At 59.4% G+C, this 21,437-nt stretch carries 15 protein-coding genes and 1 pseudogene; 10 read left to right on the top strand and 6 right to left on the bottom strand.

Features of this window, described 5'->3' with window-relative positions; all coding sequences use genetic code 11:
* The first annotated feature begins 475 nt into the window (after positions 1–475).
* Entirely contained in the window at positions 476–2,257 is a 1,782-nt protein-coding gene (locus tag AC56QQ_RS21850; protein WP_497123331.1) for a glucan ABC transporter ATP-binding protein/ permease, read from the top strand.
* 107 nt (positions 2,258–2,364) lie between these two features.
* Positions 2,365–3,123 (top strand): heme ABC transporter permease, encoded by a 759-nt coding sequence (locus tag AC56QQ_RS21845; protein WP_489860838.1) that lies wholly within the window; start codon positions 2,365–2,367, stop codon positions 3,121–3,123.
* Positions 3,124–3,180: 57 nt separating this feature from the next.
* Here AC56QQ_RS21845 and AC56QQ_RS21840 read toward each other — a convergent pair whose 3' ends face one another.
* Together AC56QQ_RS21840 and AC56QQ_RS21835 are read right to left on the bottom strand one after the other, a co-directional pair.
* A complete protein-coding gene (locus tag AC56QQ_RS21840) occupies positions 3,181–3,471 on the bottom strand; it encodes a hypothetical protein (RefSeq protein ID WP_091577505.1) in 291 nt (96 codons plus the stop codon).
* Between the two features lie 146 nt (positions 3,472–3,617).
* Positions 3,618–4,676 (bottom strand): D-TA family PLP-dependent enzyme, encoded by a 1,059-nt coding sequence (locus tag AC56QQ_RS21835; RefSeq protein ID WP_497123330.1) that lies wholly within the window; start codon positions 4,674–4,676, stop codon positions 3,618–3,620.
* A gap of 292 nt (positions 4,677–4,968) precedes the next feature.
* Here AC56QQ_RS21835 and AC56QQ_RS21830 point away from each other — a divergent pair, with 292 nt between their 5' ends.
* Positions 4,969–5,655 (top strand): D-lyxose/D-mannose family sugar isomerase, encoded by a 687-nt coding sequence (locus AC56QQ_RS21830; RefSeq protein WP_091577621.1) that lies wholly within the window; start codon positions 4,969–4,971, stop codon positions 5,653–5,655.
* Positions 5,656–5,678: 23 nt separating this feature from the next.
* Here the strand turns inward: AC56QQ_RS21830 and AC56QQ_RS21825 are convergent, their stop codons facing one another.
* The gene (locus AC56QQ_RS21825) at positions 5,679–7,364 is read right to left on the bottom strand and encodes a tetratricopeptide repeat protein (RefSeq protein WP_497123329.1); all 1,686 of its coding nucleotides are present in this window, start codon (positions 7,362–7,364) and stop codon (positions 5,679–5,681) included.
* A gap of 56 nt (positions 7,365–7,420) precedes the next feature.
* A complete protein-coding gene (locus AC56QQ_RS21820) occupies positions 7,421–8,041 on the bottom strand; it encodes a hypothetical protein (protein WP_497123328.1) in 621 nt (206 codons plus the stop codon).
* Positions 8,042–8,245: 204 nt separating this feature from the next.
* Here AC56QQ_RS21820 and AC56QQ_RS21815 point away from each other — a divergent pair, with 204 nt between their 5' ends.
* The 4 genes and pseudogenes from AC56QQ_RS21815 to AC56QQ_RS21800 form a co-directional block, all read left to right on the top strand.
* Positions 8,246–9,133: a hypothetical protein gene (locus AC56QQ_RS21815; protein WP_497123327.1), complete on the top strand. Its 888-nt coding sequence runs from the start codon at positions 8,246–8,248 to the stop codon at positions 9,131–9,133.
* Positions 9,134–9,964: 831 nt separating this feature from the next.
* Positions 9,965–10,831: a class I SAM-dependent methyltransferase gene (locus AC56QQ_RS21810; RefSeq protein ID WP_497123326.1), complete on the top strand. Its 867-nt coding sequence runs from the start codon at positions 9,965–9,967 to the stop codon at positions 10,829–10,831.
* 267 nt (positions 10,832–11,098) lie between these two features.
* On the top strand, positions 11,099–13,753 hold the full coding sequence (locus AC56QQ_RS21805; protein ID WP_497123325.1) for a bifunctional diguanylate cyclase/phosphodiesterase: 2,655 nt from the start codon (positions 11,099–11,101) through the stop codon (positions 13,751–13,753).
* Between the two features lie 82 nt (positions 13,754–13,835).
* Positions 13,836–14,570, top strand: a pseudogene (locus tag AC56QQ_RS21800) (IS630 family transposase); the annotation flags it as partial.
* Between the two features lie 33 nt (positions 14,571–14,603).
* Here AC56QQ_RS21800 and AC56QQ_RS21795 read toward each other — a convergent pair.
* Both AC56QQ_RS21795 and AC56QQ_RS21790 read right to left on the bottom strand, forming a co-directional pair.
* Positions 14,604–16,220: an ATP-binding protein gene (locus AC56QQ_RS21795; RefSeq protein ID WP_497123324.1), complete on the bottom strand. Its 1,617-nt coding sequence runs from the start codon at positions 16,218–16,220 to the stop codon at positions 14,604–14,606.
* Between the two features lie 17 nt (positions 16,221–16,237).
* Entirely contained in the window at positions 16,238–17,038 is an 801-nt protein-coding gene (locus tag AC56QQ_RS21790) for an alpha/beta fold hydrolase (RefSeq protein WP_497123323.1), read from the bottom strand.
* 305 nt (positions 17,039–17,343) lie between these two features.
* Between AC56QQ_RS21790 and AC56QQ_RS21785 the strand changes: the two genes are divergently transcribed.
* Genes AC56QQ_RS21785 through AC56QQ_RS21775 form a run of 3 tightly spaced genes read left to right on the top strand, consistent with a single transcriptional unit; the run spans position 17,344 to position 20,347 of the window.
* Positions 17,344–19,518 (top strand): PAS domain-containing sensor histidine kinase, encoded by a 2,175-nt coding sequence (locus tag AC56QQ_RS21785; RefSeq protein ID WP_497123322.1) that lies wholly within the window; start codon positions 17,344–17,346, stop codon positions 19,516–19,518.
* Positions 19,515–19,931: a response regulator gene (locus tag AC56QQ_RS21780; RefSeq protein ID WP_497123321.1), complete on the top strand. Its 417-nt coding sequence runs from the start codon at positions 19,515–19,517 to the stop codon at positions 19,929–19,931. Before AC56QQ_RS21785 ends, AC56QQ_RS21780 begins: the two co-directional genes overlap by 4 nt.
* Positions 19,932–19,942: 11 nt before the next feature.
* A complete protein-coding gene (locus tag AC56QQ_RS21775; protein WP_497123320.1) occupies positions 19,943–20,347 on the top strand; it encodes a response regulator in 405 nt (134 codons plus the stop codon).
* The last annotated feature ends 1,090 nt before the right edge of the window (positions 20,348–21,437 follow it).

Below are 21,437 nucleotides of genomic sequence, written 5' to 3'. Positions count from 1 at the left end.
TGACGCGGTTTGGGGACGACGGCATGATGGAACACGGCGCCAAGTCGCTTGGGGCCGTGTTCGAGAGTGGGGCCCGGATCGGGACTGGTAATTATTTAGAATCAATACTTTGATGCATCACGCCTGGGCGTTCCCCCCAGGTGAATCTTGGCCTCCCGGCGATCCCTAGGAGCCGCCAGGGCGCGTTACTTTGAGCGTACTGTTGAGAAGGCGATTTCAGCCCCTCGTCATCCGCCCGACATCCTTGGTGATTAAAATTGCGGCAGCACTGGCCGTCTGCCATGATTCCGCCGCATGCCTGACATTTTAGCTGTCTTCTCAAACCGTTAGGTGATCACGGCAGATTTCGGAACGTCGCCATCTTTTGTTCGCTCAGAGGGAACTGAAGAGGTACACGGCCATTGTTTTGCGACGTATCAAGCGGTACGAGTCAAATGATGCAGTGCACAATAAACAGCGTGGCGGAGTAACTGGGGTGACCCTTCTGCAAATCTACTGGAGAGCGCTCGGTTATCTGGCCGAAGACAGGAAACGCGTCGCGTTGATCTGTTCGGCCAACGTCGCTCTCGCCATCATCGCCATCCTCGAGCCGATCATGTTCGGCCGGGTGATCGATGCGATTTCCGAGCGCGGTTCCGTGTTTACCACGCTTGCCCTGTGGGCGGGCCTGGGCGCCTTCAACATCGTCGCCTTCGTTCTGGTGGCGCGCGGCGCCGACCGTTTCGCCCACAAGCGGCGCAGCGAGGTGCTTTGCCAGTCTTTCGAACGCGTGATCACCATGCCGCTCGCCTGGCACCATCAGCGCGGCACCTCCAACGCCTTGCACACGCTGTTGCGCGCGGTCGAGACGCTGTTTAGCCTGTGGCTCGAATTCATGCGTCAGCATCTGTCCACTGCCGTTGCCCTTGTCCTGCTGGTGCCGACGGCCATCAGCATGGATCTGCGCATGTCGCTGGTCCTGCTGGCGCTCGGCGCGCTCTATGTCTGCATCGGCCGGCTGGTGATGAAGCGCACCAAGGCAGGCCAGGCCGCCGTGGAGCGCCACTATCACCAGGTGTTCGCGCATGTGACGGATTCGGTCAGCAACGTCGCCGTGCTGCAAAGCTACAACCGCCTCGGCCATGAGGCCGATACGCTGCGCCGCTACGTCAAGAACCTGCTCGACGCGCAGAACCCGGTGCTCGACTGGTGGGCGATGGCCAATGCGCTGCATCGCCTGTCGTCCACCATTTCGATGATGGTGGTGCTTCTGATCGGCGCCTATCTGGTCACCCATGGCCAGCTGCGCATCGGCGACGTCATCGCCTTCACCGGCTTTGCCACGCTGCTGATCGCCCGGCTCGACCAGATGTCGGCCTTCGCCAACCAGATTTCCGAGGCCCGCGCCAAGCTCGAGGACTTCTACCGTCTCGAGGACTCCGCCGCCGACGCCGCCGAGCCGGATGGCTTGCGCGATCTGACCAACGTCACCGGCCACGTCCGCTTCGAGAATGTCGGCTTCGAATTCGCCAACTCGGGACAAGGCATCGACGACGTGTCGTTCGAGGTTCAGGCCGGTCAGACGGTCGCCATCGTTGGCCCGACGGGCGCCGGCAAGACCACGCTCATCAACCTCTTGCAGCGCGTCTTCTCGCCGTCCCATGGGCGTATCCTGATCGACGGCATGGACACCCGCACCGTGACCCGCAAGTCGCTGCGTCATTCGATCGCCACCGTGTTCCAGGATGCCGGCCTGCTCAACCGCTCGATCGAGGACAACATCCGCGTCGGCCGCGCCGATGCGACCAATGACGAGATCCATGCCGCCGCCAACGCGGCTGCCGCGCAGGACTTCATCCTGGCCAAGAGCAGCGGCTACGATACGCTGGTTGGCGAACGCGGCGGCCAGCTGTCGGGTGGCGAGCGCCAGCGCATCGCCATTGCCCGCGCCGTGCTGAAGGATGCACCGATCCTGGTGCTCGACGAAGCGACCAGCGCCCTCGACGTCGAGACCGAGGACCGCGTCAAGGAAGCGATCGACGAATTGCGGCGCGACCGCACCACCTTCATCATCGCCCACCGCCTGACCACCGTTCGCGACGCCGATCTGGTTGTGTTCATGGACAAGGGCAGGGTGGTCGAGATGGGCGGCTTCGCGGAACTGTCGATGCGCAATGGCCGCTTTGCCAGCCTGCTGCGTGCCGGTGGCCTGCTCAACGACGAGGAGGTTCGCCGCCTCAGCCGCACGGTCCAGCAGCAGCAGGAAGCAGCCGCCTGATCGGGGGTAGTGCCTCTGCCTTCTCCCGCAAAAGGGAGAAGGCGAGACGCGCCTGCGACACCACCGCTCGATTGCCCCAAACGCGCCGGCGGTCTATGTAGAGCCGCATGAGCGACATGACTTCACGCCTGACTGGCTGGATGGATCTTGCCAACCCGACACGCTTCGTCGGGCTGGCCGACAGGGTCGTGCCTTGGCTGGCGACGATCGCCGCACTCATCCTCGCCATCGGGCTCTATATGAGCTTCGCGGCGCCCGAGGACTTCCAGCAAGGCATCACCGTCCGCATCATGTACCTCCACGTGCCTTTCGCCTGGCTCGCCATGATGTGCTACACGCTGATGGCTATCTCGGCGCTTGGCACGCTGGTCTGGCGGCATCCGCTGGCCGATGTCGCGCTGAAATCCGCGGCCCCCATCGGGGCTGTCTTCACCGCGCTGGCGCTGGTCACCGGTTCGATCTGGGGCAAGCCGATGTGGGGCACCTGGTGGGTCTGGGATGCGCGGCTGACCTCGGTCTTCGTGCTGTTCCTGATGTATCTCGGCATCATCGCGCTGACCCGTGCGCTCGACGATGCCGGACGCGCCGCCTGGGCCGCCGCCATCATCACGCTGGTCGGCTTCATCAACATCCCGATCATCAAATTCTCGGTCGACTGGTGGAACACGCTGCACCAGCCGGCCTCGGTGTTCCGGCTCGGCGGGCCGACCATCGATCCCAGCCTGCTGTGGCCGCTGCTGGTCATGGCCGTCGGCTTCACGGTGCTGTTCTTCGCATTGCACCTGATGGCGATGCGCACGGAAATCCGCCGCCGCCGGGTCATTGCAATGCGTCGCGTCGCCGCCAGGCAGGCCGAGCGGATTTAAGGCGCCATTGCGCCGGTGCACTGACAGATCAAGCGTTCATCGTCTCTGAACAGCTTGTCATTTCTGCAGATTGTGAACCTCGAACGCGGTCTCCTGAGGCGGCGAGGTGAACCCACCCTTGATGCCCGTTTTCATTTGAGGCATCAGGATATCGTCCCGGAATTGCTCCCAACTCTTCTTGGATTCGTGAACCGCAACAATTGACCAGCCACCGGCCGACGGGCCGGCAACATGGAAGACTTGGCCTTTTGGCAGGCTTTTTCCGCCTGCTGGATGCACCGCAGCGATTGACGCCTCGTACTGCTCCTTCGTGCCGCCAGGAAAATAATGCGTGATCGCGTAAGCCATTTTTGTTTTCCTCCCGAGCAAGCCGCAAACCATCCAATGGCCGGCTTGCTGAAGCCAGATTGACGTAAGGGAACACCGGGGACATGCAGAACCTTAGACAGGGTCGACCATGCACCATGCCCTGGACACGGGTTTGGATGTTCGCGTCAGCCGGTGCGGCCGCGCGCAGCCACCGGCAACGTTTCCAGCACCTTGTCGCCGTCGATCAGATTGACCTCGTTGAACAGGTTGGTGACGACGCAGCAATGATCGGGCACGACGCGGACGCGTTCACCAATGCGCAGCCTGGCCTGGTCCAAAAGCGTGACGGTGCCGTGCTCCTCGCTCAAGCCGGTTACCCGCGCGCCCGCAACGCCGAGCAACTCGCCGAAATCGGGCAGCCCAAGCGTGTCGCTGGACAGCGCCTTGCTGCCGGCATCGAGGATGGCGCGCGTCGGCGTCGGATGGCTGACCACCGTCGACAGCACCGTCAGCGCGCAATCGTCGAGAGTGCCGACGCCTTTGGCGACCTGATAGCGATCGAGATAGATGTAGGTGCCGGGGCGATATTCGGTGACGACCGATGCGCCGCTGGAGCGCCACATGTCCGGCGTGCCGCCGCTGGAGATGCGTTCGCAGGCAAGGCCCGATGCGGCCAGCGCCTGCCTGGCGTCGGCGAGCCAGGCTTCAGCCTCGGCCGCGCGGCCGGCGGCCGGGTAGGTCATCAGCCCACCGAAGACGAGGCCGCCAGCCTTGTCGATCTGTCGTGCCAGCGCAACCGCTTCGCCGGCCGTCTGCACGCCGCAGCGGCCCATGCCGGTGTCGCATTCGACCAGCACCGGCAGACGATGGCCGGCGTCGGTGAAAGTCGCCGCGAGCCCTCCCAGCGTCTCCATACTGTCCGCCGTCACCGAGAGGGTGACACGGCGATGCAACGCCAGAAGCCGCTCCAGCTTGGCGCGGCCGAGGATGTTGTAGGGCAGAAAAATATCGGCGAGCCCGGCGTCGGCCATCACCTCGGCCTCGCCGATCTTCTGGCAGGTGATGCCGACGGCGCCGGCCGCGACCTGTTTCTTCGCCCAGTAGGGCAATTTGTGCGTCTTGATATGCGGCCTCAGCTTCAGCCCGTTCTTGTCGGCATGGGCCTGCGCGCGGGCAATGTTGGCTTCGGCGCGCGCCGCGTCGATCAGGATCGAGGGCGTATCGAGGTCGTGGATAGTCGGCATCATCTGTCACCCTGTGAAAATCCGCAGGGGTTATGATCCTGAAAGCGCGCGATGTCACGCGGCCAGCCGAGCGGATCTGTGGTCCATGCGCACAAGCCGCAAGGCGCGTGCAGGGTGGCAAGACGGATCGACACCGCGGCGGCGTTCGGCTATGCGGTTTGCCTATGCGTGTCGCCCAAAAGTGCGTAGCGGTTTTGGGATAACGGCATGCGTGCTAACAAGCTGAAGCGTATCGCTTGAACCCCGCCAGACGCCGCGCGCTTGAGCAAAGTCGACACGAAGGACCATGATCATGAAACGCTCCGCCATCAACGACATAATCCGCGAAGCCGACGCTTTCATCCGCTCGTTCGGCTACATCATGCCGCCCTTCGCCTATTGGTCGCCCGAGGAAATGAAGGCGCGCCAGGTCGACTCCTCGGCCATCTTTACCTCCCGGCTCGGCTGGGACATCACCGACTACGGCCAGGAGAAGTTCAAGGAGCTCGGCCTGTTCCTGTTCACCGTTCGCAACGGCCGCTACGAGGACATGAAGAAGGGCATGGGCATGCTCTATGCCGAGAAGATCATGATCTCGCGCAAGGACCAGCTGTCGCCGATGCACCGCCACAACATCAAGGCCGAGGACATCATCAACCGTGGTGGCGGCAAGCTGGTGCTGGAACTGTTCATGCACGATCGCGATGGCGGCATCGATCCCAAGGCCGAGGTGTCGGTGCCTGTGGACGGAACCATCCACAGGCTGCCGGCTGGCGGGCTGCTGAAGCTCGACCCGGGCCAGAGCGTCACGCTGCTGCCCGGCGTCTGGCACGCCTTCTGGGCCGAGGGCAAGGATGTGCTGATCGGCGAGGTGTCGACCGTCAATGACGATCTCACCGACAATGTCTTCCGCGAACCGATCGGCCGTTTTTCCAACATCGACGAGGATACAGCGCCGGTGCACCTGCTGGTGTCCGACTACGAGAAGTGGCTGGGCTAGGTTCGCTGTACTGTCAGGCCACCTCAATGACAGCAGCCCGGCGCTGGCTGCACGCTCGTCCGGCACAGGCAGGATGAACTGATCGGCACGTCCGCCTTGGCCAGCGCCACCGCGAGCCTTGCCTGCAGCGCCGGCAGTTCTTCGGTCTCGCCGCGCCGTTCCGGGCATTCCACCAGCCCGTGCAGCGACCACACATTGTTCGGATGCTGGGCGCAGCGCTGCACCTTGCGGCTGAGGCCCAGATCGTCGCGATAGACCTGCTCGGCCTCTTGCGCGTGGCCCTGGTCGAGAAGCAGCGCGGCCAGCGCATGGCGCGGCGGGTGCATCCAAGCCCACGGCTCGGTGTAGGACAGATTGTCGTCGAGCTCGACCGCTTGCCGCAAATGGCCATAGGCCTCGTCATGCCGGCCCTGGTGATAGGCAAGCTCGCCATCGAGCAAGGCAGCGCCGACGGCGAGCGAGGCGCGGGTCGGGTTGCTGAGGAAGCGCCGATCGGGCGCGATGCCTTCCAGATGCCGATGGAACTGGTCGCGCTCGCGCTCCGCCTCGGCAAAATTCCTGAGCGTCGCATGCGCGACACCCTTGGCGTAGTGCTGCATGGCCGCCGTCAGCACATAGAGCGCCGGCTCCCTGGTCAGGGGCTCGTCGATGATCTCCTGCCAGCGGCCGAAGCGTACCAGCACATGCGATTTCATCGCGTGGTAGCCTTCCACCGTCTGGGTGAGTTTTGGCCGGTCGGGAAGGCTGACGACGTCGCGCGTCACCAGGCTGCGTACTCTCTCGGCGGCCCACAGGGCCGGCCTGGACTGGCCTGACAACATGCAGGTGAACATCATCAGATGCAGGTCGTGGCAGCAGCCGAGCAGATAGTAGGTCGGCTCATCCGCATAGGCGAGGTAGAGGTCGTTGGCGCGAACCGCTTTTTCGCTGGCAAGCTTCGCCTTGTCATACGCGCCGCACAGCACATAGATGTGCCCCGGCATGTGGTTCATGTGCCCGGCATCGGGGCACATCTCGCCGAGCAGGTCGGCCGAGCGCATGCCGCGTTCCGGCATGGTGGACATTTCCAAAAGATGGATGTGCAAGTGAACGATCGCCGGATGCTGTGCAATCCCGGCCTCGTCGGCAAGCCGGATCGATCGCTCGCAAACCTCGAGCGCCTCGACGACATCGGAATTCGGCGCCGGTTCGCCGGTCTTGAGGTTCCACAGGCGCCGAACGGTGCGCATCATCAGCGCCTCGACAAAAAGCGCCATCACATCATGGTCGTTGGGAAAGCTGGCATAGACCAGCCGCATCGCAGCGGCGTAGGCGTCATCCCACTTTTCGAATTCGGGCAGTGTCACCCGATGCGGTTTCTGGAAACGGCAAGCAAGCGCCTCGATCAAGCGCCCTTCGACATCGCTGGCGGCGGCCGCATTGGCCCGCGCCAGCTGGACATGCTTAAAGCAAAGCTTGGTCGCGCTGTTCGCCTCGGCCTCGCCATGCTCCTTCCAGGTCAGATTGTAGAAAGGCCCGGCGGCATAGGCGATGCCCCAATGCACCATCGGGCAGTCGGGGTCGGTTTCCAGCGCCTTCTCAAAACACTTGATGCCTTCCTCATGGTTGAAGCCGTAGCACCAGTTCAAGCCGATATCGAACCAACGCTGGGTTTCCGCCGAGAGGGTGGAGATGGGGCGGCGGTAGGTGCCGAGGTCGAAGCGATCCATGTCTTCCATTCTGTTTTGGTGCTGATGGGATGCGAAGGGCGGCGCGCCAGCCGCCCTTAGTCGGTCCCTTCGTTTTGCCAGCCAGCCAGCTCTGGCAGGTCGTCAAGCCAACTCTTCTCGGTGATCGAGGTATCGCCGGCCTGCGGTGCGGCATCAGTGGCGTTTTGAATCAGCCAGTCCACCCACTTCCGATAGGCAACCGCATCCAGCTGGGGCGGCAGCACCTTGGCCTTGAGCAGCATACGCTTGCGGAAACTGGTTTGCCTGCGGAGCTTGGTCGTCGTGAACTTGATTGCCTTGCCTTGGTATTCAACCGTCCACCGGTCGCCCCCATGACCGACAAGCCTGTCGATGGCGAAGCCGGTATCGACCGGCCTATCCCGCCAGGGAAGCTCGATGGCACTCTTCCTCAACGCGATGGCCCATCGCCTGTAGTCGGCTCCGGCGAGCTGGGGCGGCAGCACACCGGCCTGCTCGAGCATCTTTCTTCGGAAGGCAGGCTGCTTCTTTAGCTGGCCGGTCGTGAACTCGACGCGATGCCCACGAAACTCGACGTGCCACCGGATCCTTCCGTTGCCGACATACTTCACCAGCCTGTCGATGAAGAACTCGCCATCGGCAAGCATCACGCAGCCCTGATTGATGCTGTCGAGAATAAACTCGGTGTCAGTGACCACTATGGAGCCTCGTGCGGGAAACTCTTACCCAGCTTAGCCATTGGAACGCACCAGCGGCCACCAATCTTTTTCGCTCGGGAAATCTCACCTGCTTCAATCAGCCAAAAATGATACGCGAGGTGCGATGATGTGCAAGGCGACAGCTTGTGCACCGAAGATACCAACGGTCGGAGTGACCGATGCTAACAGGGTGGGCGAAGACTGATGACCAAAAATAGATTTGGGCTTTCAAGAAATTTACCCGCTGCCGTAGCTAGGGAAGTGCGGCAGCGAGACGGTTTTGGATGCGTAGTGTGCGGTAACGCCATTATTGACTACGAGCACTTCGCGCCCGAATTCAAAGATGCCAAAGAACACGAGACAACAGGAATTGCCTTGCTGTGCATCATGTGTCACGGCCTAAAAACGAGGGGCCGACTGTCTCCCAAATCCATTGACGAAGCAATTAAGTCACCAGTGGCCCGCCGCAAGGGATTTTCTTTTGGACCATTTGACGTGGGTACTCAGCATCCCGAATTGGTTTTTGGGAACGTGGTAGCGCGCCATGTTCCGGTCCTTATTCAGATCCATGGCGAGGATGTATTTCGTATCCGTGAGCCGGAAGCGCCAGGGGGGCCATTTCGTATTTCAGCTTTTGTGAGCGACCGGAACGGTGCTCCAATGATGCATATAGTCGACAATGAATGGAGAACCAAAACATCCAATTGGGATGTCCGCGTAGAAGGAGATCGGATCACTATAAATTCCAATGTCCGTGACATCGACTTGGTGCTCCGCAGCAATCCACCCAACCAACTGGTGTTCGAACGCTTCAATCTGAGACACCGGGGGATTGCAATGTCGAGCAGCGCAGGGAAGCCGACACTGTTCACAATGTTAGATGGTAACAGCTTGAGCACCGAAGGCATGGAACTAGATGGCTGTAAAATTGGTGTCATGCTCGATCAGTCTGGATTGGCTGTAGGGGTTGGAGGCGGATCGGTGTCGATAAAGTCCATGTCGTTCGGCTACTCGTCGCCTTCCGATAGACCTCAACGCATAAGTCGGCCGGCAGACAGTGCGACCATTTTACCATTCAGGCCGAAAATGTGACGCTTCTATGCACCGGAAAAGCGTTCCGGTTGCCATTTTTTCGTCTCGCCTAAGAGTTTGATTTGTTTGAGAAAAGAAAGGATGGCTGGGGTTCCTGGAAGCTTTTCGAACTTTCTGCGTCGCGCGTCAGCCCGAATTTCGGTTGCTTATGGACAAAGTGGGACACTAGGTTCGGTTTTGGATAGCTTTGAAGGCGGCGACTTGGCGGGGTCTCTTTTCACTACGGTGCGGCCTCGTCCGACATCTCAGCCCGAATTGCGAGTGCTTATGGCCCAAATTAGGCCATTAGATTCGGTTTTGGAGAAGTCTGAGGCATCGCCACTCTGGCGCGGGTGACTTCGCAGGTCGTCACCGTCAGCAGCACGAAACGCTACGTGTTAAATGACAGCTGTGCGTCTCAATCTCGGTCGCTAAGCATGAATCTGGCACCCCAACCAAGGCGGCGATCGGGAATGAGCACCGTCGAACTCAAAAAGGAGGGAAACTGACTTGATCGAGGAACCGCCAAGCATCTGACCGGCCAAACGACTACAAGTCGCTTCCCGCGGAGCCGTTTAGCGTTGTCACCGGAAACCGTCTACGCTGCTGCTGGAACGCCCGACGCCAGAGGTTGGCGCGTTTAGGCCATCACCGGGGCGATTTTTGAGGAGCCGCCGCCGCTATCCTCCACGACTGGATGCTGAGCTGACACCGGCCGCAGAGGCAGGGTGGGCTTTGCGACGTAGGCGCACCCGCCCGCCGGCCCACATTGACGCGCGACTCTTTCGCTGCAAAGGTATATTAACGATTTGTTAACCAAGTGTCAGTCGCCGCTGAAAGCAGGGGGGTAATTTGGAACCGTTTCTGGGAGCAAATCGCCTGAATTGGGATGATCGGGCCGAACTGCATTCGACCGACACGACGGGCAGCTACCAGATTGAAAATGTGCTGGCAGGCGGATCCAATCTCTATGAGCTGGAAACGAGCGAGGTCGGCGATATCGTCGGCAAGGATATCGTCCATTTGCAATGTCACATCGGGCTCGACACGATCAGCTTGAAGAATCTCGGTGCTGGCAGCGTGATCGGTCTCGACTTTTCACCGACCGCGATCGCAGCTGCGCGGGATTTCGCCGCGAAGGCAGGTACTGATGTGCGCTTCGTGGAAGCGCCACTATTCGAGGCAGTTGAAGCGCTCGGCCGGACCTTTGACATCGCCTACGTTACCTGGGGTTCGGTAAATTGGCTGGACGATGTGTTCCGATGGGCGCGGGTCGTTGCGGGTCTCCTGAGACCAGGTGGCCGGCTCTATATGGCCGAGGGCCATCCGTTGATGTTTCAGTGTGATCGTAAGGCCGCGGCGCTGGAGTTTAAGCACGATTGGAGAACGCCTATAGCTCGGCCGCTCGCATGGAACGAGGAACGGACCTATACCGGCGACGACCGCATTTTGAAGCATCCTCGGTATTATGAGTGGATCCATCCGATCAGCGACGTGGTGAACGCACTGATTTCGGCGGGGCTGACGCTCGATTTTCTGAATGAGCATGACACGGTTTCGTGGCAGCACTTTTCATTTGCAGTGAGGGCAGGCAAGGATATGTACGGCCTGCCAAACAACTCCCCCAAGATCCCAATGGCCTATTCCATTGGCGCGACGAAGCGAAGCGTCGGCAAGATACCATACCTTGTTGCTCCTAAGGTTATCGAGGGACACTAGGGCCGCACCCCAAGTAGCTCCAGTGCTCACCGCTAGCCGAGGGGCTGGCTGGAAACGCACGGCTCCTCGAGACCGATGGCTGCTCCTGCGTCAAGTGCCGACGGCGGCGTGTCCATCCTGGCTGTTCCTGCATGGACAGTGGTGTCGACACACGGTCGGAAGTGCAAAGTTTTCACGACTAAGAAGTTCAAAATTAATTAATGGAAGCTAATGTTCTGTCGGCGGGTCGATCCGAGAACCTGATTAACACAGGGGAGTTCCACCCTATTGGCTCTTTTCGGCGGTAGGTTCAGCGGCATAAAGGAAGCTGTTTTTTCGTCGGCAAATATTCCGGCCGCAGTGGCGATTTTGGTTATTGCCATCAGCGCGGCCTATGCGGACCATCAGAACAAAATCGTTTCGGACCAGGCCGCTCGTGCGGATGTCCTGGCCAAGGTCAATCTGATCCGCGCCAAGCTAGAGGGGAACATCAACGGGAACCTCCAACTCGTGCATGGGCTTGTCGCGACGGTCGTGACTGAACCCTACTTGGGACAGCAGCGCTTCGCTTCGCTCGCGAGCAACCTCTTTGGCGGCGACTCGCAATTGAACAATATTGCTGGCGCGCCCGATCTGGTCGTTTCCTTGATGTACCCTCTGAAGGGCAACGAGAAAGCGATAGGCCTCGATTACCGAATGGACGATCGGCAGCGTAACGCCGCGCTGCGGGCGCGAGACGAGCGCAAGTTGATTCTTGCCGGTCCGGTCGACCTGAAGCAGGGCGGCCAAGGCTTCATCGGCCGCTTTCCGGTTTTTGTGCCGAGCGCGGGCAACACTGAAAGATTCTGGGGCATCATTTCCGCCGTTGTCGACGTGCAGCGTCTTTACAAGGCGAGCGGCCTGCTTGACGATGATCTCGGGATTGACGTCGCGCTCATCGGTAAAGACGCCCTCGGCCCAAGCGGAGATCAATTCTTCGGTGATGTGGGCGTCCGCAAAAACAATCCAGTGACGGCCGAAGTTCTGCTCCCGTCAGGATCGTGGCAAATCGCAGCAATCCCCAAAAACGGCTGGCCTTCGACTCCCAGCAACGCGTGGTTCCTGCGCGCAATCATGGCCGTGGCCGGGGCGCTGATTGTGATCCCATTCTTGGTCACAGGTCGTCTGATTGGCGAGAGACAGCGTAACTATGCGGAACTGCGTCAATTGTCGAGACGACTAGAACTCGCTTTGGAGGCATCTGCCATTGGCGTTTGGGAACACGATCTCGCGACCAATGACCTGTCGTGGGACGATCGGGTCAATGAAATATATGGCAGACCCAGCGACGGAGGACGTCGAGGCTACTCGGATTGGGCAGGCGCAATTCACCCCCTGGACTTGGCCGCCGCCCACGCAGATTTCGACCATGCCGTGGCCAGCCGCGGAACATATTCGTCGGAATACCGAATTGTTCGTCCGGATGGCGAGATTCGTCACGTCCGATCTAAGGCGACCATATACCAAGCCCCAAATGAGACGCCCAAAATGATTGGTGCGGAATGGGATGTCACAGCCGACGTCCTGCTAAACAGCGATCTGGTTCGCTCGAAACAACTGTCCGAGTCGAGAAATGTCGAACTCGAGGCGGCCAAGGCCCGCATCGAGCATATCGCGCTTCATGATTCGCTGACCGGTTTGCCCAACCGTCGTTACCTCGACCAGGTAATGGAACAGTACGCAGCCAACTGCAGGCGCGACGGCGGTCAAGCGGCCCTGCTTCACATCGACCTGGATCGGTTCAAGCACATCAACGATACGCTCGGCCACGCTGCGGGCGACGCGATGTTGGTTCACGCATCCACCGTCCTTCGATCCAAGGTCGAGGATGGAGGATTCGTCGCTCGGATCGGAGGAGACGAATTCGTCATCCTGTGCACGGTGCATGACGATATCAAGCGACTGGCACTGCTGGCCGACCGCCTCATCAGCCAGATGAGCGAGCCCGTCTACTACCAAGGCCACCGATGCCGGTTTGGTGTCAGCGTGGGAATTGCGGTCGACAACGGAAAAGACGTCGAAGCCAAGCACCTCCTGGTGAACGCCGACATCGCGCTTTACCGAGCAAAGAACCGTGGGCGCAATCGGCACGAATTCTTCACTGAAGCGATGCAAAGCGAAATCGTCGACACAAAGCGGATGGCCGACGAAATTCTTGGCGGCCTTGAGCGCAATGAGTTCATAGCCTTCTACCAACCCCAATTTGGTGCAAAAACTCTCGAAATTGTCGGAGTCGAGGCGCTTGCGCGATGGAGGCACCCAAAGAAGGGCATCTTAGCACCGGATGTCTTTCTAAGGATTGCAGAAGAACTAAACGTCGTTTCGATGATCGATCGAACCATACTGGACCAAGCGCTTTCAGATTTTGAAAACTGGTCTGCTGCGAATCTTCATATACCGCGTGTATCAGTCAACGTTTCGGCACGGCGGCTCCAAGATGAAGAACTCATAAAGAGCTTGCGAGATATGAATATCAAGAAGGGAACAGTTTCATTTGAGCTTGTTGAGTCCATTTTCCTTGACAAAAACGATGATTTGGTGACATGGAATGTCGATCAAATCAAGCAACTGGGCATTGATATAGAGATAGATGATTTTGGTACGGGCTATGCCTCCATAGTCAGCCTGCTCAAGATACAGCCGCGCCGACTGAAGATTGATCGGCAGCTGGTCATTCCAATGGTCGAATCTCCGCAACGAAGGCAGATTGTCTCGTCGATCATCGAGATCGGCAAATCCCTAGGTATCAAGGTCATAGCGGAAGGCGTCGAGACGATGGAGCACGCTCGCATACTGAAGGAGTTGGGCTGCGACATACTGCAGGGTTATGCCTTCGGGCAGGCGTTGGATTCCGAGGGGCTGAAGGTCTTGGTTCGCTCTCAACGCCTGCGCGCGGCCAGCTAGAGCGGCTCACGACTTGATGGGGTCGAAAGGGATACCTGGTTTTGTAATTCAAGATGCTGGCTGGAGTGGAGGCCAGCATCTGATGACTCGACCTCTTTCCAATGATCTTCGCGAGCGGGTTGTGGCGGCGGTTTCGAGTGGCGAGAGTCGCCGGTCGGCCGCGAAACGGTTCGGCATTTCGGTTTCGGCCGCGGTGAAGCTGTTGCAGCGCCATGGGACGACCGGCTCGGTCGCGCCGGGCAAGATGGGCGGACACCGCAAGCGGATTCTTGAGCCTTATCGGTCCTTCATTGTGGAGCGGATCAATCAGACCTCTGATCTGACGCTGCATGGGCTGAAGGACGAGTTGGCCGCGCGCGGGGTCAAGGTCTCGCACAACGCGGCTGGATGTTCCTGCGCCGCGAGGGGCTGAGTTTCAAAAAACGCTGTTCGCCCTTGAGCAGGCGCGTGCTGATATCGCCCGCAGGCGCCAACGATGGCGATCCTGGCAGGTCAGCCTGGACCCGCAGAGACTGGTCTTCATCGATGAAACCTGGATCAAGACCAACATGGCTCCGCTGCGAGGTTGGGGGCCGAAGGGCAAGCGGCTGCGCGGTTGGCTCCGCACGGCCACTGGCGCACGCTGACCTTCCTCGGCGCGCTGCGCTGGGACCGGCTCGCGGCACCTTGCGTCTTCGACGCGCCGATCAACGGCCAGTGCTTCCGCGCCTATGTCGAGCAGCAGCTCACTGCCGGTGCCAAGCTTTGGTACCTGCCGCCCTACTCTCCGGACCTCAATCCGATCGAGCAAGCCTTCGCCAAAATCAAACAATGGATGCATGGCCGGTCTGTGTAGCATGCCGTCATCAGATTAATCCGGTCCATCCAAAATTTCTCTCACTTTTGCCGCCAACTGCTCCAAGGAGGCTGGCTTCTGCAGCAGGGGCACGTCCGGGTCCGTGTGGCGTGCGTAGCCCGTAGTAAAAAGAATTTTGAGGTGGGGTCGGCGGTGTCGCGCTTCGTCGGCGAGACGAAGGCCGTTCAAGTCGGGCAAGACCACGTCGGTGAAAAGAAGGCAGATGTCGGGGTGCTGCGCGAGCGCGTTCAATGCTTCGGCAGCAGCCCCTGCTTCGATCACGCGATAGCCCAGTTCACGCAGCGTCTGAGCCGTCAGCGACCGCACCTGATCGTCATCCTCGGCCAGGAGTATGACCTCATTATCGGAGGCTGACGCCAAAGCGCCTGTGGGCGGAGGCTTCGGTATTTCGGTAGTGGAGCGCAGCCGAGGCAGGTAAAGTTTTATCGCAGTACCATGCCCAACCTCGGAGTAGATCTTGAGGTGACCATTCGACTGCTTGACGAAGCCGAACACTTGGCTCAATCCCAAGCCTGTACCCTTGCCTACGCCCTTTGTGGTGAAGAAGGGATCAAAGGCCTTGGCCATGACCTCGGAAGTCATGCCGGTACCGGTGTCTGTAACGGCTACCATGACATATTGCCCTGATGTAATAGCGTACTCCGCGGCGTAATTCTCATCGAGGTCGCAATTGGCAGTCTCGATGGTCAATCGTCCACCCTCCGGCATGGCATCGCGCGCATTGATCGCGAGATTCAAGATAGCGCTTTCGAGGAGGTTCTTGTCGGCGTTGATCTGCCAAAGCTCGCTCCCCAAGGCGGTCTCGAGGTGTACCTCTTCGCCTAACGTGCGGCGCAGAAGCTCCGACATTTCGGAGACCATCTGATTGGTTTGGATCGCTTCAGGTGCAAGGCTCTGCTGACGGGAGAAGGTGAGCAGGCGGCGTGTCAATCCGGCGGCGCGATTAACGCCTTCTTGTGCCGCAGAAATGAAGCGCGCGACGTCCTCGCCCTTGGCCAGCCGTCTCTCAAGCAGACTGAGCGAAGAGCCGATGACGGCGAGCATGTTATTGAAGTCGTGCGCTATACCGCCCGCCAGCTGGCCCACGGCTTCCATCTTTTGCGCCTGATGAAGGGCCTCTTCCGCTTTCAGGCGCGCTTCGACGGCTTCGGCTACACGTTGTTCGAGCGTGAGGTTAAGTTGGCGGAGTTCAGCACTCGCCTGCTCCGCGGCTCGACGGGCTTCGAGAAGCTCTCGCTCGTAACGCCGGCGATCGGAAGCGTTGAAGATGGTGATGCGAATGAAGAGGAGGTCACCCGCCTCATCGCGCCGCTCGACCGCATTGACGAGAACTGGAAGCGGCGATCCATCGACTCGCACCAAGTCGAGTGCGACCTCGTTGAAAAAACCTTGCATGCGCATCAGCGGCGCAAAGTGGGTTTCGTAGTAGATCTTCCCCGCGATATTTAGGAAGTCCTGAAAGCGTTGTCCCAGAAGGGAAGCTTTGTCGCGACCAAGCCATTTCGAAAACGTGCAGTTCACCTTGGTGATACGTCCGTCTGCGCCAGCGGCGACATATCCGCATGGAGCATTGTCGAACAGATCATCAAGATCCGCGGCCGTGTCGTTCATGGGCTCCGCGACCTCAATCAGCGTCGACCTACAAGGAAGGCCCTCATGGCTGCAACAGTCTCGTCAGGCGCGCTGAGATTCGGGCAGTGGCCAGTTGCGTTGAGCAGCATGAAATGGCTGTTCGCCAGCCGGTCAGCGACATACTTGCCAACAGTCTGCGGCGCAATCACATCTTCCGAACATTGCAGGACAAGACAGCGGGCCTTTACTGAAGGCAGGTCGCTGCGGTTGTCGGAAAGAAAAGTAACGCGCGCAAACTTTTTTGCGATCTCTGGATCCGTCATGCAGAACGAATTGGTAAGTTCTTCCCCGAGCTCCGGCCGGTCGGGATTGCCCATGATGACGGGCGCCATAGCCCGCGACCAGCCCATGTGGTTGTCATCAAGGAAATCCAATAGCTCATGAATTTGCTGCTCACTGAATCCGCCGGTGTAGTCACCATCGTCGACGTAGCGAGGTGACGGACCAATCATGATCAGATCGTCGAAAATCTCGGGAGCCTTGAGCGAAGCGAGGGCGCCGATCATTGCGCTCACGGAATGTCCGACGAACACACCATGGGTGACGCCCAGCGCGCGGCAGACATCGACGACGTCGGCGGCGTAGCCACCTAAAGACGCATACTTCTCCGGCTGGTAAGCCGAAAGGTCGGATCCTCCGCAGCCCACGTGATCGAAAAGAACGATGCGATACTGTTCGGAAAAGGGAGGCCAAACGAAGCGCCACATGTTCTGATCGCAGCCAAAGCCGTGGGCGAAGACCATCGCGCGACTGCCGGCGCCCACCACCTTAACGTTATTGCGCTGCATAATGTTCAAGACTAGTCCTTTGCGTGCCGACCTTTCCCAGTACGCACGACCTGTGTGGGCGCTCCAATCAGATTTCGTGCCCTGATCCGGGCGCGCCCCGCAGGCCCAATCGGCGGCGCGAAGGTCCCATTAGATCGTAACAGGAACGTTCGCCCTTGTGTACCCTCGTTCCCGCCGTCGAGGTAACCGATCAATGGAACCATTTTTGAGGGGCGGCGTTATAGGGCCTTGGCTGCACCTGCAGGCTGAGGGGGAATCGATTTTGTCAGTTCGGCGCTGCCCTCCAGCAAACGGTTCCTCCTTCGGATCCAAAGATGTCTAACGTCGAAGATTTTCCCGTACACCGCCAACTGTCCGAGTTTGACGCACTCGTCGCTGCGGTGCCAACGGCGCTGGAAGCCATCCCGGGCGCCGTGTACGTTTGCGACCATGACGGCTGGCTGATCCGCTACAACTCCGAGGCGGCCGCGCTCTGGGGCCGCACTCCCAACCTGAACGGCCGAAGGGAGCGCTTCTGCGGATCGCACCGATTATTCTTGCTGGATGGCACGCCGCTTCCAGCCGATGATTGTCCGATGGCCGATGCGGTGCGTATGGGAACGACCACCCGCAACGCCGAAGTCATAATGGAGCGCCCCGACGGCACACGCTTCACTGCATTGGTCAATATCCGTGCCTTGAAGGATCACAAGGGCAATATCCAGGGCGCAATCAATTGTTTTCAGGACATCTCCGCGCACAAGGCAATGGAGGAAGAGGTTCGGCGCAAAACCAGCGACGTTGAGGATTTTTTCGAGAACAGTGCTGTCGGCCTTCATATAGTGAGTGGCGAAGGCATTATCTTGCGCGCGAACCAGGCCGAGCTCAATCTCCTGGGATACACGGCGCAGGAGTATGTCGGGCGTCATATAGCGGAGTTCCATGCGGACGCGCCGGTTATCGGCGACATCCTTCAAAAGCTCTCGTGCGGGGAACGGCTCGACCGCTATCCTGCGCGTCTTCAGGCAAAGGACGGCTCCGTCAAGCATGTCCTTATCACGTCGAATAGCAGGTTCAGCGACGGAAAATTTGTCAATACCCGTTGCTTTACGACGGACGTGACTCATATGCGCGAAGCTGAGCGTGCTCGCCGCGAAAGTGAAGAACGCTTGGCTGCGACCTATGAGGCGGCGACGGTCGGTATCGCCGAGGCCGATGAGACCGGTCGCTTGCTGCGCGTGAACGATGCTCTTTGCAAGATGCTCGGCCGTTCGCGCGATCAGCTTTTGGCCATGAGATTTTTCGATTACACGGACGAAGACGACCGCGCCGAAGATGCTGCAAATTATGCGCGCCAAGTCAGAGGAGAATTGGGTAGTTACTCCATGCGAAAGCGGGCCCGCAAGCCGGACGGCGCCACGATCTTCCTAGAAGTACACGGGTCCGCCGTGCGTGACCAAGAGGGACGGTTCCTGTACGGCGTCCGCGTGCTGCAGGACGTAACGGAAGCCAAGCGTATGGAGGATCGCATTCGCGAAAGCGAGCAGCATATGCGCGATCTTCTCGAGGGTCTACCCGCTGCCGTTTATACCACAGATGCAAATGGCCGGATCACGTTCTTCAACAAGGCCTGCATCGACATGGCGGGTCGAACACCGCAGCTGGGCGACGAGTGGTGCGTGACCTGGCGGCTCTACACTCCCGACGGGGCGCCGCTGCCGCACGATCAATGTCCGATGGCGGTTGCTCTTAAAGAAGACCGGATCGTCCGGGGCGTCGAGGCTGTCGCCGAGCGGCCCGACGGCACGTTTGTCCCCTTCATACCGTATCCAACCCCGCTGCATGACGCTGATGGGAACCTGATCGGTGCAATCAACATGCTCGTGGATATCACCGAGCGCAAGCAGGCGGAAAACCGACAAAAGACACTCATTGATGAACTGAATCACAGGGTGAAGAACACGCTTGCAACCGTGCAATCGTTGGCGGCGCAAACAGCACGACACTCCGACAGTGTTCAAGATTTCAGTAAGCGATATGAAGAGCGACTGCTGGGGCTGGCCCGTGCACACGATCTGCTGACGAAGCGCCGTTGGGAAGATGCTCCGCTGGACTTTTTGGCCCGCGAGGTCCTCGCCCCCACGAGCTTTGGCGAGAGGATCCGGATCGATGGCCCCTCCGTACCGCTGAATTCGAGGGCGGCCCTCAGCCTGACGATGGCATTGACCGAGCTGGCCACGAACGCGACGAAATACGGCGCACTGTCTTCCGAAACGGGGATGCTGGCGCTTACCTGGCAGGTACTAGAAGCCGCCACGCAAAACACACTGGATTTGCTTTGGCAGGAAAGCGGCGGACCGTCCGTTCAAGCGCCAACCCGACGCGGTTTCGGCACTCGGCTGATGGAGAGGTGTATCGAGCGCGATTTGAGCGGCGAGCTCGACCTCGTCTTCGATTCACAAGGATTGCGCTGCCGGATTGTTGTCCCGCTGGGGACCGCCGCGGAATGACTGATCTTGCTGGGCTACGTGTGCTTGTGGTCGAAGACGAGGGCAGTGTAGCGCTGCTCATCGAGGGCATGCTCGAGGATTTGGGATGTGAGGTTGCGGCTTCGGTCGCGAGCTTGGCAAAGGCGTTGAACGCCGCCCGAACCGAAACATTGGATTTCGCGGTCCTCGATGTCAATTTGGCTGGAGAGCTCGTCTTTCCTGTAGCAGAGATTTTGAAAGGACGGCAGTTGCCCTTCATTTTCAGCACGGGATATGGGCGTGGTGGCGTGCCGGAGACCTTCAAGGATTACGAAGTTCTGAACAAACCATACACCATTGACGATCTGAAAACGGCGTTGTTCTCACAACTTACCAGGCGCGCCCCATCCCAGGACGGTGAACCGGGCTTGAGCACTATACGATCGAGTTTGTAACGGGGGCTCTCATGGAATTGGAAGGATTGCGCGTTCTTCTCGTCGAAGACGATGGCCTGGTGGCCATGTCTTTCGAGGACATGTTGTCGGATCTGGGCTGTACCGTGGCGGCGCAGGCAAGCAGCTTGCCGGAAGCGATGGAAAGGGCGGTGGCAGGTGGCTTCGAAGTTGCTCTGCTGGACGTGAGCCTGAACGGCAAACAGGTTTTCCCCGTCGCGGAGCTCCTCTCCGATCGGGGTGTTCCCTTCGCTTTTGCAAGTGGATATGGCCGTGCGGGACTGCCCGAAGCTTTTCGCACCAGACCTGTCGTGCCAAAGCCATTTCAACTTGAAGAACTTTCGGCCGCCCTTACGGCCGCCTTGTTGGGTAGTAAGGGCGATCCAACGACGTTATCGGCAGAACTCCACCAACAATGAGGATGATGAGATCCTGTGGGGTCGTTTCAGTACAGCGGAGATCGTTCTATGCCTAAGGTTCATCAAGCAGCGCCGCTCAGTCGGTCAGTTAAACTCGCGGGCTCGGAACTTACTTGTTCCTGTCAAGCTTGTGCATTCTTCAGCTCCGACGATGAGGAGCAGGCAATCCTGGCGCCCTTCGCCAAGGATGGGCTGGCGGCTAACGACCGGCTCGTCCAGAAGGGTTGGCTACTCGCGTCCGGGATATGCTGGACGCTATATCAAGCGTTGCTGAAGGCCTCACCGGCAGCGAGCTGTGAGCCGATAAATGTTTGCCCTCCTAATGTCATGCATGCTTAGAGGAATGTGACTGCAGACTGCCGCTCTTCTATCCCATCCTAGGGAGGTGAATTTGGAGATCGAGTGGAGCTTGGCGCGATGTTCCATCGGGAAGGTCATCTAGGCCAGCACATCGGGCTCGGCGTCATCCATGATTGTCGCCAGCATGATAGAGCAGCGAGAATTTGTTTCGAGAGCGATTGCATGCGCATAGTGCCCTCGTTCCTCAAATCAGCAAAGTTTCTCTACCCGCCAGCCTTCTTGGTCGTCGTCATGGATAGGTCCGCCTAGGGTCTAGCGCTTGACCTTCGGGGTTATCTCTCGAACCTGGATGGGGAGTCAGTGCGTCGATTCAAAATTCGTCCCCCGATCAACCGCTTGCCGAGTCATGCTTGGCGTATGCCCTATTTTTATTCATCGACTGTGACATGGAAGACCGGAATGGTGGCCGGCGAAAACAGATGACGTGCAAGTAAATTTGGGGGGCGTGGACGGTTCAGATTGCCGAAGGAGGCAACAGACGTTTGAGAACCAGGCCGCTGGGGAGCACTTCGCCGAAGGCCAACGACCAGGGCTTGGCCTCCCCGGCAAGCCGCCCATTGGCGATCGGTGTTGATTGAGGAGAGAGCTGTGAACGACATTTCCGAGGCGGCCGGCGAAGCGCCCGACTTCATCGTCAACGACGTTCTCAACGTTGCTGAATACACGGATCTAGGATCTAGGCGTTGTAGTGACATTGGTTAATGCGCAAGGAGGTCGCGTCCGTCTTCAC

The organism is Mesorhizobium sp. RCAM 05099, from assembly GCF_059683685.1.
This window is presented reverse-complemented; position numbering and strand designations above follow the sequence as displayed.